The organism is Streptomyces sp. NPDC086549 (assembly GCF_044746205.1).
Classification (GTDB): domain Bacteria; phylum Actinomycetota; class Actinomycetes; order Streptomycetales; family Streptomycetaceae; genus Streptomyces.
Genome location: NZ_JBIVBS010000003.1, coordinates 629,820 through 647,336, shown reverse-complemented (window position 1 = coordinate 647,336; position 17,517 = coordinate 629,820). Strand labels below are relative to the sequence as shown.

General features: G+C 70.7%; 14 protein-coding genes. 8 read left to right on the top strand and 6 right to left on the bottom strand.

Annotation, left to right across the window (positions count from 1 at the left end):
- Window positions 1–155: 155 nt before the first annotated feature.
- Both ACIPSA_RS13825 and ACIPSA_RS13820 read right to left on the bottom strand, forming a co-directional pair.
- A complete protein-coding gene (locus ACIPSA_RS13825; protein WP_402633258.1) occupies window positions 156–623 on the bottom strand; it encodes a hypothetical protein in 468 nt (155 codons plus the stop codon).
- A 50-nt stretch (window positions 624–673) separates the two neighbouring features.
- A complete protein-coding gene (locus ACIPSA_RS13820; protein WP_402633255.1) occupies window positions 674–1,024 on the bottom strand; it encodes an HdeD family acid-resistance protein in 351 nt (116 codons plus the stop codon).
- Window positions 1,025–1,237: 213 nt separating this feature from the next.
- Between ACIPSA_RS13820 and ACIPSA_RS13815 the strand changes: the two genes are divergently transcribed.
- The 4 genes from ACIPSA_RS13815 to ACIPSA_RS13800 all read left to right on the top strand — a co-directional run bounded on the left by ACIPSA_RS13815 (window position 1,238) and on the right by ACIPSA_RS13800 (window position 6,329).
- Window positions 1,238–1,708, top strand: coding sequence for a DUF1003 domain-containing protein (locus ACIPSA_RS13815; protein ID WP_402633252.1), 471 nt, complete (start codon window positions 1,238–1,240; stop codon window positions 1,706–1,708).
- Window positions 1,709–1,820: 112 nt separating this feature from the next.
- Complete coding sequence (locus tag ACIPSA_RS13810) at window positions 1,821–2,165, top strand: WhiB family transcriptional regulator (protein ID WP_402633250.1); 345 nt, start codon at window positions 1,821–1,823, stop codon at window positions 2,163–2,165.
- Entirely contained in the window at window positions 2,149–4,836 is a 2,688-nt protein-coding gene (locus ACIPSA_RS13805; RefSeq protein ID WP_402633248.1) for an MGH1-like glycoside hydrolase domain-containing protein, read from the top strand. The genes ACIPSA_RS13810 and ACIPSA_RS13805 overlap by 17 nt, the downstream gene beginning before the upstream one ends.
- Window positions 4,833–6,329, top strand: a complete 1,497-nt coding sequence (locus ACIPSA_RS13800) for an alpha-amylase (protein WP_402633245.1) — start codon at window positions 4,833–4,835, stop codon at window positions 6,327–6,329. Before ACIPSA_RS13805 ends, ACIPSA_RS13800 begins: the two co-directional genes overlap by 4 nt.
- 128 nt (window positions 6,330–6,457) lie before the next feature.
- Here the strand turns inward: ACIPSA_RS13800 and ACIPSA_RS13795 are convergent, their stop codons facing one another.
- Window positions 6,458–8,995, bottom strand: a complete 2,538-nt coding sequence (locus ACIPSA_RS13795) for a flippase-like domain-containing protein (protein WP_402633243.1) — start codon at window positions 8,993–8,995, stop codon at window positions 6,458–6,460.
- Between the two features lie 457 nt (window positions 8,996–9,452).
- On the opposite strand from ACIPSA_RS13795, the gene ACIPSA_RS13790 reads away from it, so the two are divergent.
- Window positions 9,453–10,076: an HdeD family acid-resistance protein gene (locus ACIPSA_RS13790; protein ID WP_402633241.1), complete on the top strand. Its 624-nt coding sequence runs from the start codon at window positions 9,453–9,455 to the stop codon at window positions 10,074–10,076.
- Window positions 10,077–10,205: 129 nt separating this feature from the next.
- Here the strand turns inward: ACIPSA_RS13790 and ACIPSA_RS13785 are convergent, their stop codons facing one another.
- Both ACIPSA_RS13785 and ACIPSA_RS13780 read right to left on the bottom strand, forming a co-directional pair.
- Window positions 10,206–11,600 (bottom strand): HupE/UreJ family protein, encoded by a 1,395-nt coding sequence (locus ACIPSA_RS13785; protein WP_402633238.1) that lies wholly within the window; start codon window positions 11,598–11,600, stop codon window positions 10,206–10,208.
- Complete coding sequence (locus ACIPSA_RS13780) at window positions 11,600–12,715, bottom strand: DUF3500 domain-containing protein (RefSeq protein WP_402633235.1); 1,116 nt, start codon at window positions 12,713–12,715, stop codon at window positions 11,600–11,602. The genes ACIPSA_RS13785 and ACIPSA_RS13780 overlap by 1 nt, the downstream gene beginning before the upstream one ends.
- 551 nt (window positions 12,716–13,266) lie before the next feature.
- On the opposite strand from ACIPSA_RS13780, the gene ACIPSA_RS13775 reads away from it, so the two are divergent.
- Window positions 13,267–13,824: an FCD domain-containing protein gene (locus tag ACIPSA_RS13775; protein ID WP_402633232.1), complete on the top strand. Its 558-nt coding sequence runs from the start codon at window positions 13,267–13,269 to the stop codon at window positions 13,822–13,824.
- A gap of 287 nt (window positions 13,825–14,111) precedes the next feature.
- On the opposite strand, the gene ACIPSA_RS13770 is transcribed toward ACIPSA_RS13775, so the two are convergent.
- Window positions 14,112–14,780, bottom strand: coding sequence for a GntR family transcriptional regulator (locus tag ACIPSA_RS13770; protein ID WP_402633229.1), 669 nt, complete (start codon window positions 14,778–14,780; stop codon window positions 14,112–14,114).
- Between the two features lie 100 nt (window positions 14,781–14,880).
- Between ACIPSA_RS13770 and glyA the strand changes: the two genes are divergently transcribed.
- Window positions 14,881–16,224 (top strand): serine hydroxymethyltransferase, encoded by a 1,344-nt coding sequence (glyA, locus tag ACIPSA_RS13765; RefSeq protein ID WP_402633226.1) that lies wholly within the window; start codon window positions 14,881–14,883, stop codon window positions 16,222–16,224.
- On the top strand, window positions 16,224–17,495 hold the full coding sequence (locus tag ACIPSA_RS13760) for a sarcosine oxidase subunit beta family protein (RefSeq protein ID WP_402633223.1): 1,272 nt from the start codon (window positions 16,224–16,226) through the stop codon (window positions 17,493–17,495). The genes glyA and ACIPSA_RS13760 overlap by 1 nt, the downstream gene beginning before the upstream one ends.
- Window positions 17,496–17,517 lie beyond the last annotated feature (22 nt).

Here is a 17,517-nt window from a genome sequence, read left to right as displayed (position 1 = left end):
TGGGGGCCGGGCCCCCCGGGGGGGGGGGGGGCCCCCCCCCCCCCCCCCCGGGCCCCCCCCCCCCCCCGGGGGGGGGGGGGGGGCCCCCCCCCCCGGCCCCCCCGACGCGGTGGTTCAGCCGTTGCCGGCCGCACTTACGTCAGTCGGTCGGTCAGTCACTTCGCCGCCTCGGTGGCGTCGTCGGCGTCCGCCCTGGCCAGAACCGCCTCCAGGGTGGCGTACTCGGCCTCCTCGATGGCCACGATCGCGAAGGCGATGGCGTCGGCGGCGTACTCCTCGGCGTCGTCGGCGGCCTTCTGCAGCCGCTTCAGATCGCGTTCCTCCTTGCGCTCCTCGAACTTCCTGCGGGCCGAGTCCACATGCTCCTGCCAGGACGTCTGCACCTGGTGCCAGGCGCCGGTGACGTGTGCCTTCGTCTGCTCCCCGCCGGCCTTCAGCCGCTGGGCGCCCTGTTCGGCCTTGTCCTTCGCGTCGGCCACCGCGGCGGACAGCTTCTGCCGGTCCTCCGAGAGACTGGCCTCCACCGTCCGCTGGACGTCGCGGGCCTTCTCCGAGAGTTCGCCGAGCTTGCTCACCGGGGCGGCCGGGGTGGCCTGGCCGGCCGGGGGCGTCGGGTTCGACATGAGTGCATCCCTTCGTTGACGGACGTGCCGGGTTCGATGCGGTCAGGAAGTCAGTGGGACCCGACGAGCGGGCCTCCGGCCTGCGCGGCGCGACGGGTCCTCGCGGACAGCACGAGCAAGAAGGCGCCGTGCAGGACGCCGAAGGCGCCGAACACGGAGGCGAGCGTCACCGCCCCGCTGTCGGGCCGCGCGGCGAGCACGCATCCGAGGAAGATCGAGACGAGGCCGCTGAGCAGCCACGTCGCCCGCTCGCGCGCGCCCTCGCCGTGCCGGAACGAGAGGGCGACCTCCATGAAGCCGGTGACCAGTGCCAACGCCGCCACCCACACCGTCAGCACCAGAGCCGTGACGCCCGGCCACGCCAGGGCGATGAACAGAGGGGTGGCGGTCGACTTGGCCATGCCCATGCCCTTCTCGTGCCCTTCCCGCGGCGACGCGGCGGCGCAGCCCTCACCCTGTCGCGGTGCTGCTCCGCCCGCTTCCGTCAAACGACTCAATGCGCGGCCTACTCCCGCGGATGCGGCGTCGTACGCAGTCGATTGACGTAAGGGCGACAGCCGCCCGGCGCGTACGCTGCCAGCGGCATCGCGTGGCAGGCGAACGGAGGACAGGGCATGGGCTCTGCGATAAATGAGCCGCACATCCGGCTCCGGAACGAGCAGGCCGTCCTGGCGCGGATGCGCGGCACCCAGGACAGGATCGCGGACGCGATCACCACCTTCTCCGGGACCATGCACTTCGTCTACATCCACGCGGTGTGGTTCATGGTCTGGATCGGCTTCAACGAGGGTCTGTTCGGCCACTCGGCGGTCTGGGACCCGTACCCCTTCGGACTGCTCACGATGATCGTCAGCCTTGAGGCGATCTTTCTGTCGACCTTCGTGATGGTGAGCCAGAACCGCCAGGCGGCCCGTGAAAAGGTCCGCGCCGACCTGGACTTCGAGACCAACATCCGCTCGGAGGTGTGGTCGGCTCATATGGGACGTGCCCTCGGCGTCGACCCGGACGAGGTCGAACAGGAGGTGCAGGCGCTCCTCGCGCGGAACCGGGCGAAGATGAACGGCGCCGCCGAGGCCGGCGAGTAGGCGGCTTCGCCGGCGTACCGTTCCCGCGTCGGTCGGACGACCGAAGCGGTGACACCGGCCAGGCGGTGACGATGCCCTTCACCGGACCGAACCGTCTCCGGGAGGCAACGTCGTGATCCAACGCCACCGCCCTCTCCTCTCCTACTGGGACTGGCAGCAGCACGCTCTGTGCCGGGGCATGGACAGCTCCGTCTTCTTCTCCCCGCACGGTGAACACGGTCCCGGCAGGCGGGCGCGGGAGGAGAAGGCCCGGGCCGTCTGCCGCCACTGCCCCGTGATCGAGCTCTGTGCCTGGACCGCCATGAGCGGCCCTGAAACGTACGGCGTCTGGGGAGGCATGTCCGAGCGGGAACGCAGTCGGCTCCGGCGACCGGGACCGCGCAGGGTCGTTGCCTCCGAGGACGCCCTTGAGCGATTCTCTTCTGACGGGAGGGCGTGCGATGGCGGCGAACAGTGACAGTGCGGACGCCGAGCGGCAGCGGCTCGCGGATGCCGATGCGGGACGGGCGCCATGGCGGCGCTGGGGTCCCTACCTGAGCGAGCGGCAGTGGGGCACGGTACGGGAGGACTACAGCCAGGGAGGTGACGCCTGGTCGTACTTCGCCCATGACCAGGCCCGCTCCCGGGCCTACCGCTGGGGCGAGGACGGCATCGCCGGCGTCAGCGACGACAAACAGCGGCTGTGCTTCGCGCTCGCGCTCTGGAACGGCCGGGACCCGATCCTCAAGGAGCGGATGTTCGGCCTCACCAACACGGAGGGCAACCACGGCGAGGACGTCAAGGAGTATTACTTCCACCTCGACAACACGCCCACGCACTCGTACATGAAGTACCTCTACAAGTATCCGCAGAGCGCCTTCCCGTACGACGACCTGGTCGCCGCCAACCGGGCCAGGGGCCGCCGGGAGCCGGAGTACGAGCTGCTGGACACGGGTGTCTTCGACGAGGACCGCTACTTCGACGTGTTCGTCGAGTACGCCAAGGCCGGCCCCGAGGATCTGCTGATCGAGATCACGGCGCACAACCGGGGTCCCGACGAGGCCGGCCTCCATCTGCTGCCGACGCTCTGGTTCCGGCACACCTGGTCGTGGGCGGGCGGCACGGCCGTACCGGGCCTGCGGCTCACGCCGGGCGCGATCCGGGCCGACCACGAGGAACTCGGGGCGCGGTGGCTGTACTTCGCGGGTGACCCGGCGGCCCTCTTCACCGAGAACGACACCGACAACGAGCGCGTCTTCGGCTCCCCGAACGCCACCCCGTACGTCAAGGACGGCATCGACCGGTACGTCGTCCACGGCGAGACCGGCGCCGTCAACCCCGGGCACACCGGCACCAAGGCCTGCGTCCACCATGTGCTCACCGTGCCCGCGGGCGGGAGCACCACCGTCCGGCTGCGCCTGACCGACGGCCGGCTCGACGATCCCTGGGAGGGATTCGAGGAGGTGCTCCAGGCGCGACGGGCCGAGGCCGACACGTTCTACGAGGGCGTGGTCCCGGACGGGCTGGGCGAGGACGAGCGCCGCCTGGTGCGTCAGGCGCTGGCCGGGATGCTGTGGAGCAAGCAGTACTACTACCTCGACGTCGAGCGCTGGCTGGCCGAGCACGGCCTGGATCCGCTGGCCGCCGATCCCCGGATCCGCAACAGCGCCTGGTACCACATGGTCAACGACGAGGTCATGTCGATGCCGGACACCTGGGAGTACCCCTGGTTCGCGGCCTGGGACCTCGCCTTCCACACCATCGCCCTGTCCATGGTCGACATCGGCTTCGCCAAGTCCCAGCTGGAGTTGCTGCTGCGCCGCCTGTATCTGCACCCCAACGGCCAGATCCCGGCGTACGAGTGGAACTTCGGCGACGTCAACCCGCCCGTGCACGCCTGGGCCGTCCTGTTCGTCTACGAGCTGGAGAAGCACCGCACGGGCCGCGGCGACCGCGTCTTCCTGGAGAACGCCTTCCAGAAGCTGATGAAGAACTTCACCTGGTGGCTCAACCGCAAGGACGTCGAGGGCGACAACGTCTTCCAGGGAGGCTTCCTCGGTCTGGACAACATCGGCGTCTTCGACCGCAGCGCCCCGCTGCCGACCGGCGGTCACCTGGACCAGTCGGACGGCACCGCCTGGATGGCCCTGTACTGCCAGAACCTCCTGGAGACCGCCGTCGAACTGGCCGCCGAGAACCCCGTCTACCTGGAGCACGCGCAGACACTGTTCGAGCACTTCGCCTGGATCTCGGTCGCCATGAACCGCATCGGCAAGGACAACGCGTCCCTGTGGGACGAGGAGGACGGCTTCTTCTACGACGTCCTGCGGCTGCCCGACGGCGGAGCGGCCCGGCTGAAGGTCCGCTCCCTGGTCGGGCTCATTCCGCTCGCCGCGACCAGCGTGGTCGGCGCCTGGACCGATCGCCGCTTCCCCGAACTGGTCGAGGGCGCACGGGACTTCGTGCGACGGCACCCTGCTGTGGAGGCCCTCGTCTCCTCCGGCGACCCTCTCGGGTCCGGCACGGAGGGACGTCACCTGTTCGCGCTGTTCGGCGAGGAAAGGCTGCGCCGGATCCTGGCGCGGATGCTCGACGAGGAGGAGTTCCTCGGCCCGCACGGCATCCGCTCGTTGTCCCGCCACCACGCCGCGCACCCGTACACCTTCGAGGTGCACGGCGAGACCTACGGCGTCGGCTATCTGCCCGCCGAGTCCGACTCCGGCATGTTCGGCGGCAACTCCAACTGGCGTGGCCCGGTGTGGTTCCCGGTCAACATCCTCCTCGTGCGCGCCCTGCTGAACCTGCACGCGTACCACGGCGACACGTTCACCGTGGAGTTCCCGACCGGTTCGGGCAGACAGCTGAATCTCTACGAGGTCGCGCGCGAGATCTCCGGGCGGCTCACCTCCACCTTCCTGCGCGACGCGGACGGCCACCGCCCGGTGCACGGCGACCGGCCGAAGTTCGCCAAGGACCCGCACTGGAAGGACCTGATCCTGTTCTACGAGTACTTCCACGGCGACAACGGCGCCGGCCTCGGCGCCTCGCACCAGACCGGCTGGACCGGGCTGGCCGCGGTCACCGCCACGCTGTTCCGTGTCGTCGGCACCGGGGACTGGGGCGCCCTGCGGGAGGAGCCCCTGTCATGACCGTCATCTACGAGATCAACACCATGGTGTGGCTGGGCGAGTTGAGCACCCGGTACGGACGCCCCGTCACCCTGGGCGAGGTGCCCGGCGAGGTCTGGGACGAGGTCGCACGGCCGGGTGTCGACGCGGTCTGGCTGATGGGCGTGTGGGAGCGCAGCCCGGCCGGGCTGCGGATCGCCCTCGGCAACGAGGAGTTGCTCACCTCCTTCCGCCAGGCCCTGCCCGACCTGACCCCCGCCGACATCGCCGGGTCCCCTTACTGCGTACGGAACTACGTGGCCGACCGGAGCGTCGGCGGGCCGGAAGGACTGGCCCAGGCACGGGCCCGGCTGGCCGCACGGGGAGTGCGCCTGATCCTCGACTACGTCCCCAACCACGTGGCCCCCGACCACCCCTGGCTCACCGAGCGCCCGGGCTGCCTGGTCCGCGGCACGTCCGACGACCTGGCCCGCGCACCCGGGGCCTTCCTGGAGGCCGAGGGACAGGTCTACGCCCGCGGCCGGGACCCCTACTTCCCGCCGTGGCCGGACGTGGTCCAGCTGAACGCCTTCAGCGACGAACTGCGTACGGCGGCGGTGGAGACGCTGACGGCGATCGGCGACCAGGCGGACGGCGTGCGCTGCGACATGGCGATGCTGCTCATGAACGACGTGTTCGCGAAGACATGGGCAGACCTGGCGGGAACCGCCCCCGCGGAGGACTTCTGGTCGTACGTCATCCCGCGTGTCCGGGAGCACCACCCCGGGCTCCTCTTCGTCGCGGAAGCGTACTGGGACCTCGAATGGGCCCTTCAGCAGCAGGGTTTCGACCACTGCTACGACAAGCGGCTCTACGACCGCCTGGTCCACGAGGACGCCGAGTCCGTCCGCGCCCACCTCGGGGCCGGTCTCGGCTACCAGCGCCGGCTCGTGCGCTTCCTGGAGAACCACGACGAACCCCGGGCCGCCGCCGCGCTGCCCGACGGACGGGAGCGTGCGGCGGCCGTCGCCGTCGCCACCCTGCCGGGTGCGGTGCTCTGGCACGAGGGCCAGTTCGAGGGCCGTCGCGTGCGGCTGCCCGTGTTCCTCTCGCGCCGGCCGCAGGAACCGTTCGACGAGACCCTGCACGACTTCTACGGCCGCCTGGTGACCGCCACCGCCCCCGTACGCGAGGGCGACTGGCAGCTGCTGCCCTGCACGGGCTGGCCGGACAACAACACTCACCGCGATCTGCTGGCCTGGTCCTGGTCCGCCGGCCAGGACCGGTACGTCGTCGTGATCAACTACTCCGGCCGGCCCGCCGAGGGGCGGATTCCGCTGCCCTGGAGGGACCTTCACGGGCAGTCGTCCCGGCTGACCGGGCTGCTCGACGGCACCGCCTACGAACGGGAGGGCGACGAGCTGCTCGACCCGGGCCTGTTCGTCGCACTCGACGCCTGGTCCTGGCACCTGCTCTCGCTCGCCCCGCCGGCGCGGGACCCGTCGACGACGCGGGACCCGTCGACGGCGACTTGAGTCGGATGACTGACGTGCGTACTTCGCGACGGGAACGATACGAGTGACCTCTGCCGAGGCCCGCTGCCGGCCTCGGTCGAGTTCCGGCAGCCACCAGGACAGGAGGGCCCCGTGGCGCCGGAGTGCCTTCAGACGTAGTTCCGGCGTTGCACGTCGCCCAGGGCCACGGCGCCGATGGGGACGTTGAGCCAGTACGTGAGGAGCCGGTAGACGAGGACGGCCGACGTGGCCGGCCCGGCCGCCATGCCCAGCGCGGTCAGACCGGCGATGAGGCCGGCCTCCAGGGCGCCGAGACCGCCCGGCACGGGAGCCGCACTGGCGATCAGGCGGGCCGCCATGTACGCGGCGCCGACCTGGACGAAGGGCAGGCCGCCGCCGAACGCGTGGACGCTCAGCGCCATGCCGACGATCTGGATCAGGGGCAGGCCGAGCGCGCCGGTGACGCCCACGACGAGTTTGGCCGGCTGGGAAGCGATCCCGGCGACGGTCGATCCGGCCGCGCGCAGAAACGGCCACACCTTCTCGCTCAGGAAGCGCCGGCCGGGGCGGGTAAGGGCGAGCAGGCCTCCCGCGGCGAGGGTCAGGGCGATGGCCCACAGCACGTTGTCGCCCGCGGGCAGGTCCAGATGCACTCCGGCGTGGTCCCGCCCTGCCGAGGCGAAGAAGACTGCGGCGACCACGGTGTTGGAGACCGCACCGGCCAGGCTCTGCAGCCCGACGGAGGCCGTCGCGGCACCGGTCTCGATTCCCGTCTTCTGCAGGTAGCGCAGATTGAGGGCCATGCCGCCCACGTTGCCCGGGGTGATCCGGTTCAGGAAGGAGGCGGCGAACTCCACCCAGTACGTGGGACCGAACGGCAGCCTGTCCGGGATGGTGCCCCATTGCAGGCAGGTCGAGAACACCTGCGAGACGAAGGTCACGGGCAGCACCGCGAGCACCCACCACCAGTTGGCGTCGCGCAGCGCGTCGAGCGCCGCCGGAGCGTTGGCCAACCGCGGCAGTACCAGGTGCAGGACCAGGAACGCGCCCAGCAGACCGAGGACGCTCTTCCAGGTGAAGCGCGCGAGATGCGCCGGCCGGACCGCCGTTGCACCGCCGGCCGTTTCGACCTCGGCGGCGAGGTCATGCAGCAGGCTCGGACGGCCGCCGGCGCGCAGCGTCCGCCGCCGGGCACCCTCCCCTGCCGCCCGTGCGCGGTCCTGGTCGTACCGGGCGACCTCGTGCCGCGCGGGGCCGATGAGCGCGAGCGGCTGGAGGTAGGGCAGGGCGGTCGCCAGCAGGTCCGGTCCGAGGCCGGCGAGCGCGCAGGCGGTGGCGCGGTGGGGGCCGACGCGTATCGCGGTGGTGGCCAGCAGTTCGGCGATGTCGCTGCCGAGCACCTCGGGCGAGGCGTTGAGCTGGGCGCGCGCGAACGCGGTGAGCCGCGGCTCGCCACCCGGCTCGACGAGTACGTGCTCCGGGCGCAGTGCCCGATGGCCCAGCCGGTGCTCCTGGAGGCGGGCCACCGACGTCCAGGCCCCGATGAGGACCTGGTCGGTCATTTCCTCGTCCGGCAGTGCGGACAGCGCACGGGCGTCGTTCTCGACGGTCGCCACGAGCGCCCCGCCCCCGGCCACCGGATACGCCATCACGGGCTCGTCGACCCGGGCGCCGGTGCGGGCCGCGAAGACGAGCATGAGCAGTTCGTGCTCGGCCGTCCCGAGCGGTGACCGGTCGGTCGCGTCGGCCGGGTGGCGCAGCAGCGTCCGCCGGGCCAGCCGGTGGAACAGCTCGCGGTTGTGGTCCTCGGCGGCGAGCACCCGTACCGCCAGCGGGGAACCGACGGTGGTCTCGGCGCGGTAGACGGTCCCCTCGCCGGGGCGCTGCTGGTCCGAGGGCAGTTCGTGCAGGGCGGTGACCGGGATTCCGCTGGCGGCCAGCGCATCGGCGACCGCCTGTGCCGCCGGGCGGTCCGCCGGAGCCCCGCCCAGCAACAGCACGGCCGACGCCGCCGCGCCTCCCACGGCGAGTGCCGCGACGGCGTCCAGCGGCACGATCGCGGCGGCGGCGACGCTCAGCACGGCACACGCTGCGGTCAGCGACCACAGCACCCGCCGCCAGCGCGGCCCCAGCCACGGACCCGCGCCGACGACCGCCGCGGCGCAGGCCGCCAGGTAGACCGCCGACGGCCAGCCCGCGTGCACCAGACCGGCCCGGCCGGCCAGTACCTCCGGCCACGCGTCCGGCCTGCTGCGCGCCAACGCCAGGTGTGTGAGGGACCATGCGGCCAGTGCGCCCAGCACCGCCGCGGGCACGACCCGCAGGACCGGGTCGGTCCGCCGCCGGGTGACCCACAGCGCCAGGGCGGTCGCCGGCGCCAGGACCGCGAGCACCTGCACGGTTGCGACGAGTCCGTCCCGCAGCCCCGGCGGCAGGGCGGTCGCCGTGCTGAGCAGCCCCTGCTGGAGGGACCGGGTGAAATCCCGCGTCGCGACCGCCGGCAGCACCGTCGCCCCGAGCGAGGCGAGGGACACCAGCAGCCGCCACAGGTCGGCCGCCCGGCGGACCGGACGCGGCGGCGGGGCGTCGATCACCGGTTCCGGCGGGCCTTGCGACGCGCCGACGGCGTCCGGAGCGAGATGGCTGACCGCGTCCGCAGCGAGGTGGATGCGCCGGCCCTCGATCACGGCCGCCCGCCGGTCGGACCACCCATGCGCTCACCCATGCGCTCGCCCATGTCCGCAGAGCGTAGGCGGTGCCCTCGGGCGCGGCCAGTGTGCTGCGACCGCAGCGGTGCTGCCGAGCAGTGCCGGCAGCCCTCGACACCCGGACGAATCGGCACTGTTGTGACCATGTGGCCTCCTCGCTGCGCGGACAGCGCCGATGTTCTCGCGGGGGCACGGGCATGGGCATCCGTCACATGACTGCACCGCACCCTGCATGGTCTCAGCAGGACGCGGACACGGCCCGGTCCGCCCCATGGGATGAAGTAGCGAACGCAGTCGGATGACGCATCACCGCCAAGGTGGGCCGCCCTAGCGTTCAGGGTGGACAGCACGACTCGGGCAGGGCCGGGTGGCACCACCGGCATCCCTCGCTTCGTGTCAGGACCGAGGCGACACCCTCATCAAGTGGGAGATCATCATGCTCAGTTCGCCCAACGCACTGCTCTGGCGCGGTCTGCTCGCGGTTGCCGTCGGAGTGATCGCCGTAGTGTGGCCCGGCATCACCATCGGCGTGTGCGTCATCCTGTTCGCCGTCTACGCGTTCATGGGCGCGGCGACGGACACCATGCGCGCCTTCAGCAGCGACCGGGTGGGCCCGGTCTTCGGCTGGCTGCTCCTTGCCCTGCTGTCGGTCGTCGCCGGTGTGGTCGCGCTGGCCTGGCCCGGCATCACCGCGATGGCCCTCACGATCTGGATCGCCGCGTATGCCCTGGCGACGGGTGCCCTGGAGGTCGGCCTGGCCTTCCAGCGCGGGGAGAAGCCGGGTGAGCGGGCCCTGTTCATACTGACCGGCCTGGTGTCGATCGCTGGCCTTCGTCCTGTTCGTCCGGCCGGACATCGGCGCGGTCTCGCTGGCCACCGTCTTCGGGCTGTTCGGCATCGTCTACGGCATCGGGGCCGTCACCGCGTCCTTCGAGGAACGCCGTGTCCTGAAGGCCGTCGGCAGCGCACAGCCGGTGGGCGTCTGAGCCGGGCACTGTCCACGATCCCTCGACCACCGAAGCGCCCGCCCGGACACGGGTTCCAGTGGGCGCTTCGGTGAATCGCGGGATCGGCGTCGCCGCCGCCCCGGCAGCGGGCCCCGGCTCCGCGAGCCGGGTCGTCGGCGCCGCTCTCCTGCGCATCGGGCAGACCCGTGCTCACGAGGTGGCCGGCGGCTGCCCGGCACTCCCTACTCAAGCCTGGTGGTGAGCACAGGACTTGTGCCGGAGCTCTTCCCCGGGCCCTGGCCGCGACGGTGGCTGGTGATCACCCGGAGCGTGGCGAGCAGGGCGGTGGCGAAGAGGACGAGGAGCAGTTGGGAGGTGTGCGTTCCGGCGCTGTCCGCGGCGCGAGCGACGGGGTTGGGCAGGCCGAGACGGTCCAGCAGCCAGCCGAGGGCCGCGCCGGCGGTCAGCGCCGCGCACGCGCCGCGCAGTACGGAATGCCTGCGCAGCCGGGTGAGACAGATCAGGCTCGGCAGGGCGAGGAGCACGAGGAGGAGCTGCATGCATTCGATGCCGAGGTTGAATCCCGCGAGGCTGAGCGCCAGTTGGCCGCTGGAAAGGTTCATCTCGGCGAGAGTGAGCGAAAAGGCCAGTCCATGCCCGAGGCCGAAGACGCCGGCGACGGCGGCTTCACGCCCCGGGAAAATCGGGCGAATGGCGTGGGCGGCGCCGACAAGAATACTGAAGGCGATGAACGCCTCGACCGGCTGGGCCGGAATTCCGAGGCGGCCGAAAGCGCTCAGGGCGAGTGCGATGGAATGCCCGACGGTGAACGCAAGGGTGGTTCGGCCGATTCGCCCGATGGCGGTCCGGGTGCTCGTCAGCCCGCGCCAGCGGCTTCCGTCCGCCTGAAGTGGCGCGGGCAGCAGGAGAATGAGCAGGAACAGCAGATGATCGGTGCCTTCGAGAATGTGGTCGGCGCCGAGCAGGAACATGGCGTGGATCCCGCTCCAGACGCTTCCGCTCTCCAGGTCGACGGTGAGGGGGGCGACGGTCATGGTCCGCGTGTCGGTGCGGATGACGCCGACCTCGGTCGCGGTGTCCTGACCCGCGTCGCCCACTCGGCCGGTGGCCCAGTCCTGCCGGACGGAGACCATGACGGTGTGGGTGACGACCTGGTGGACGATGACGTCGTAGTCGAGGACGAACCGGCGCGGGTCCCCGCCGGGCGGAGGTGTGAGCGTGGCGCGGACGGTCAGTTCGCGGTAGGTGCCGGTGGAGGTCTGCTCCGCCCGGCCCAGAGCCATGTCGCCGAAGGTGACGGCCCACGCCTTGCCCTGGCGGGTGGTGGGGTGCAGATGCGCGGCCAGGTAGCGGCGGATCGCGGTGGTCCGCGCCGACAGCTGCTTCGTCGTGGTGGTGTCGTCCAGGGCGACACCGCTGGCCCGGGAGAAATCGCTGACCGGCAGCTTCAGTTCGGCGGCCACCGACGTCTCGTGCACGTCGAGCAGCAGCACCGAGTGCGGCATGGGATGCGCGGCAGCAGGCGGCGCTGCCAGAAGCAGCGCCGCCGTCACCGCCACCGCGACCCCGGCCACCATGCGCAGCGCATGTGACAGTGAGATCGGCAGGCGGCTCATCAGAACGAGAACTCTCCCCCGTAGTCGGTGTTGTGGTCCCGGTAGACGGTGTGGTAGTGGATCTGGTTCTGGTAGACCACACCGTCCTGGCAGACGAACTCGATCCACACGCCCGGCCCGTCGATGCGGACGTAGTCGCCCTGGGCGCTCAGGTCGGTGCTGCCGGAGTACGAGATGTAGGTATCGTCGAGCTCCGACTTGTAGGTACTCAGCACGGAAGCGGCTGTCGTGTCGTCCGCCACGTCGACCCACGGTTCCATGGCGTTGAGGACCAGCTCCTGCTGGTCGTCGGTGAGTTCGCTGCCCTTGAGGCCCTCCTTGGTCTCCGGGAAGTCTCCGTCGTCGTCCGGGCCGAGCAGCACGTCGCTGAACGAATCGGAGAGCTTCGCCTCCGACAGCTCGTCGTCGCTCAGACTGTCGACCATGGCCTTCATCCCGTCGTACATTCCGGACAGCGGGGCGTACGAGGTGCCGTCGTCGTCGGTCCAGCTGGTCGGCTCCACTCCGATGAAGAACGGGGTGGTGCCCTCGACCTCTCCGTCCTTGTAGGTGAGGTTGAGCGCGAGGTGGTGACCGCCGAAGTGCAGCTGCCACGTGCCGCTCGTGCTCGGGGTGCCGAGGAACGCCAGGTAGTAGTTGCCGCTGCCGTAGCCGCTGGCGGTCTCGCCGAGGTAGTCGTCGGCCTTGAGGATCTGGCTGATCTGGTCGTATCCGGTGTCGCTGCCGGTGCCCGCCGCCGCCTCCAGTACGGCCTTGGCCGCGGTCAGCTGCTCGTCGCTGAGGCTGCTGAGCTCGATCCCGACCCGGCAGGTGGAGCCGCACGGAAGGTTCGACCAGGCAGTGGCGTTCGCCTCGGTGAAGTCGAGGAGCACGTCCGCCTGCTGGTCGTCGTCCAGCGTGTCGAGGAACGCGTCGGCCGCGTCGACCACGTCCGAGACGGCGGAGGACGACGCGGTCGTGGTCGCCGATTCACCGGACGAGGAATCGCTCTGGACGGTCGCAGCGTTGGCACTGACGTAGATTCCGCCGAAGAGCAGGCTCGTCCCCGCGGCGAAAGCTATGCCCGCCCGCTTCCACCGGCTCTTCAACCTGCGGTGAGTGTTGTTCTCTGGCACCTTACCGGTCCCTTCAGGATAAGCTTCTCGGGACTTTCGGAAACAGTTCTCACGTATTCAGCCCTCGGGTCTGACCAACCCGGGCGAAATAGAGATCCCATCATCGGCAAATGAGGGTTTCACGAAGTCCGCGCCGTTGTTTTGACGAGATAAAGGCAACCAGTCGGCACTGTGCGACAGATCGAGAAACATTCAGGTTTTCCTATGCGATGCTGTGGCCGGGGCGCCGTCGGCTTCAGGTTCCCGGATTGAACTCACTTGCCCCGTCCGTCATGTGACGTAACGTCATATCCTCGTCCGCGTCCGCAGGGGGCGAGCCTCTTGCGTGACGGGCGCTCAGGCTCCCGGGCGGGCGGGTCCTCGACCTGGTCACAGGTCGTCCGGCCGCGGACCGGCGGGGCGCCGGCTACGGCCTGCTGATCCTCATCACCCCATCGGACCAGGGCAGTTACGACGAACCGGTCCGCGTCCGGGAGGCCCCGCTCGCGCACGACCTCGGCCTCTCACGCCGGGTCGTCCGCGCGGGCCTGCGGGTGTTGTCCGAGGAGGGCATGCTCGATCTGCTGCCCGGCGGTGCGACCGCGATCCCGGACGTCACCGCGAAGGATGTCCTCGACCTGTACGCCCTGCGCGCCAGCCTCGGCGCTCTTCTGATGCGCCGCATCGCCATGCTCGGCCGCGAGAACCTCGCGCCGGCCTCGGCCGCCCTGGCGGAGGTCCACGCGGCGGCCCGCGACAACGACCATCTGCGGATACGGGAAGTCGACCTTCGCTACCAGGACGCCCTCGCCCGTATCGCGGACCTCCCCCAGGCCGCCCACACCTTCGAGCGCCTCACCGCCCGGCTGCGGATGTTCGTCACGGTCCTGGACATGGACTACAGCCAGGCCTGCGACACCATCGCGGGCGAGGACGCCGCCGTGCACGACGCGTTGCGCAACGCGGACGGGAACGAGGCGGCGCGGCTGTGGCGGGTGAAGATCGAACGCTGCGTCCGCTACATGATCGCCCAGCTCTCCGAGGACGACGTGGCCCCGTACCTGTGGACCACGCTGGCGGGCAGGCCCCGCCTGCGACCGGGAGAGCCACGACGCGCGGCAGCGCACTGACAGACGCGGAGGATTCCGCGGAAGGCCGTCACGCCGACGAGACTTCTGCGAACGGCGCGCGGTGAACAGCGTGCGGAGTGCGGTGAACGGCGTGGGATGCGCAGCGTGCGGTCGTGCGATGAACGGCGTGGCAGCGCTCGGACCTGCGGCGAATCACGTGGCGGCGGGCGGGTGGCAGCGACCGGCAACCGGCATGCAGGCATGCAGGCATGCGGCTGAGAGTGTGGCGGCACGCGGCTTCCGGCACGCGGCTTCCGGCACGCCGCCCGCGGCTCGCGGCCTGCCGCTCAGATCACGCTGCGGATCGCCGCCTCGAACCCTTCCACGTGCCCCTCGGCCAGCGCCGCGGCCTTCTCCGCATCGCCGTCGATGATGGCGCGCAGCAGGGGCCCGTGCTCGTGCACATGACCCGCGAGGCCCGGCAGCCGGTCGAGGAACAGGCACCAGATCCGCGTGGCCAGGTTGTCGTACCGGATCAGCGTGTCTTCGAGATAGGGATTGCGGGTCGCGGCGTAGATGGCGCGGTGCAGGGTCATGTCGAGCCGGATCAGGTCGGCGCCGGCGTCGGACGCGTCCGCCAGCTGGGCCAGCAACCGGTTGAGGTCGGCGCGGTCGGCCTCGCCGGCGCGCTGCGCCGCCAGGCCCGCGGCGAGGGGCTCCAGCTGCCGGCGGACCTCTGAGATGTGCCCGAGGTCGGCGATCTGCACCTCAGTGGCGAACGTTCCGCGCCGGGGGTAGGCGACGATCAGACGCTCGTGTTCCAGGCGCTTGAGGGCCTCTCGGACCGGAGTGCGCCCGAAGCCGAGTTCGGCGGCGATCCGCTCGTCGTTGATGGGCTCTCCGGGGCGGATCTGGAGGGTCACCAGGCGGTCCGAGATGGCGCGATAGGCCTGATCGGCGAGCGTTCCAGCGCCCTGACCAGCTGCGCTCTGACCAGCGACGGTCGACGAAGTCACGCGAAACCCTCCCTTGACGCGAGCCGATCCGTCCTCTTAGCGTAGCGCAACAGCAGATTGATATATCAGTCGCCTTTCAGTCGGTCTCCAGGGAGTTCTCATGACTGCCCACGCCCCCGACCAGCAAGCGGCCCGTTCCGCGGTTCTCAGCGCTCAGCTCAACGACTTCGACCCCGAGATCGCCACGGCGATCAATGCGGAGTTGGCCCGGCAGCGCGGCACGCTGGAGATGATCGCGAGCGAGAACTTCGCGCCGCTCGCGGTCATGCAGGCCCAGGGCTCGGTCCTGACCAACAAGTACGCCGAGGGCTACCCCGGGCGCCGCTACTACGGCGGCTGCGAGCATGTCGACGCCATCGAGCAGATCGCGATCGACCGCATCAAGGAGCTGTTCGGAGCCGACGCCGCCAACGTGCAGCCGCACTCCGGCGCACAGGCCAACGCGGCCGTGATGGCCGCCCTGCTGCAGCCCGGCGACACGATCCTGGGGCTCGACCTGGCCCACGGCGGCCACCTCACCCACGGCATGCGGCTCAACTTCTCCGGACGCCTGTACAAGGTGGCGGCCTACCAGGTCGGCGAGGACGACCACCGCATCGACATGGACCAGGTCCGCAAGCTCGCACACGAGCACCGGCCGAAGCTGATCGTGGCCGGCTGGTCGGCCTACCCCCGCCACCTGGACTTCGCGGAGTTCCGCCGGATCGCGGACGAGGTCGACGCCTACCTGATGGTCGACATGGCACACTTCGCGGGCCTGGTCGCCGCCGGCCTGCACCCCTCCCCCGTACCGCACGCGCACGTGGTGACCACCACCACCCACAAGACGCTCGGCGGTCCCCGCGGCGGTGTGATCCTGTCCACCGCCGAACTCGCCAAGAAGATCAACTCCTCGGTCTTCCCGGGCCAGCAGGGCGGCCCCCTCGAACACGTCATCGCGGCCAAGGCGGTGGCCTTCAAGATGGCCGCCCGGCCGGAGTTCGCGGAGCGTCAGGCCCGCACCCTGGAAGGGGCGGCGATCCTGGCGGAGCGGCTGCTGGCCGAGGACACGAAGGCGGCCGGAATCAGCGTGCTGACCGGCGGCACCGACGTACACCTGGTCCTGGTGGACCTGCGCCACTCCGAACTCGACGGCAAGCAGGCCGAGGACCGGCTGCACCAGGTCGGCATCACCGTCAACCGCAACGCCGTCCCCTTCGACCCGCGTCCCCCGATGGTCAGCTCCGGTGTCCGCATCGGCACCCCGGCCCTGGCCGCCCGCGGCTTCGGGGCGGAGGAGTTCACGGAGGTCGCCGACATCGTCGCCACGGCCTTCCTGCCCGGCTTCGACGACCAGGTCGCCGCCGAGCTGCGCCGACGCGTCCAGGTCCTCACCGACCGCTTCCCGCTCTACCCCGACTCCCCCGCCGACCCGCGGCTCGTGGCCGAGGAGGCCGCTCAGTGATGCACCCGCGCGCCAACACCCCTGCCACGCCCGGCGGTTCGGCTCCGGCCACGCCCGGCGCCGACCTGCCCGACCACCCCGACTTCCTGTGGCGCAACCCCGACCCCAAGCGGTCGTACGACGTCGTCATCGTCGGCGGCGGCGGACACGGCCTGGCCACCGCCTACTACCTGGCCAAGAACCACGGCATCACCAATGTCGCCGTGCTGGAGAAGGGCTGGCTCGCGGGCGGCAACATGGCCCGCAACACCACGATCATCCGCTCCAACTACCTGTGGGACGAGAGCTCAGGCATCTACGAACACTCCCTCAAACTCTGGGAGACCCTCGAAGAGGACCTGGACTACCCGATCCTCTTCAGCCAGCGCGGCGTGCTCAACCTCGCCCACACTCTCCAGGACATCCGTGACAGCAAGCGCCGCGTCTACGCCAACCAGCTCAACGGCATCGACGCCGAGTGGCTGGAGCCGGACGAGGTCGCCAAGGTCTGTCCCATCGTCAACATCTCCCCCGACGTGCGCTATCCGGTGCTCGGCGCCACCTACCAGCCGCGCGCGGGCATCGCCAAGCACGACTACGTGGCCTGGGGCTTCGCCCGCAGGGCCGACGAGTACGGCATCGACCTGATCCAGGACTGCGAGGTCACCGGCCTCGACATCGTCGACGGCCGGGTGCGCGGCGTGCAGACCACACGCGGCCACATCGCCGCCGGGAAGGTCGCGCTCGCGGCGGCCGGGCACTCCTCCGTGCTGGCCGGCATGGCCGGTCTGCGGCTGCCGCTGCAGAGCCACCCGCTGCAAGCCCTGGTGTCCGAGCTGCTGGAGCCGGTGCACCCGACCGTGGTCATGTCGAACGCCGTGCATGTGTACGTCTCCCAGGCGCACAAGGGCGAGCTGGTCATGGGCGCCGGCATCGACAGCTACAACGGCTACGGACAGCGCGGCGCCTTCCACATCCTGGAGCGTCAGATGGCCGCCGCCCTGGAGCTGTTCCCCGTGTTCGCACGCGCCCACATGCTGCGCACCTGGGCCGGCATCGTCGACACCACTCCGGACGCCTCCCCCATCGTCGGCCTGACCCCCGTCGACGACCTCTACCTCAACTGCGGCTGGGGCACCGGCGGTTTCAAGGCCACACCGGGCGTCGGCTGGTGCTTCGCGCACACCGTCGCCACCGGCGAACCGCACCCCTACAACGCGCCCTTCACCCTCGACCGCTTCACCACCGGTGCCCTGGTCGACGAGCACGGCGCAGCCGCCGTCGCCCACTGACCACCGCCCCGGCCAAGGAGAT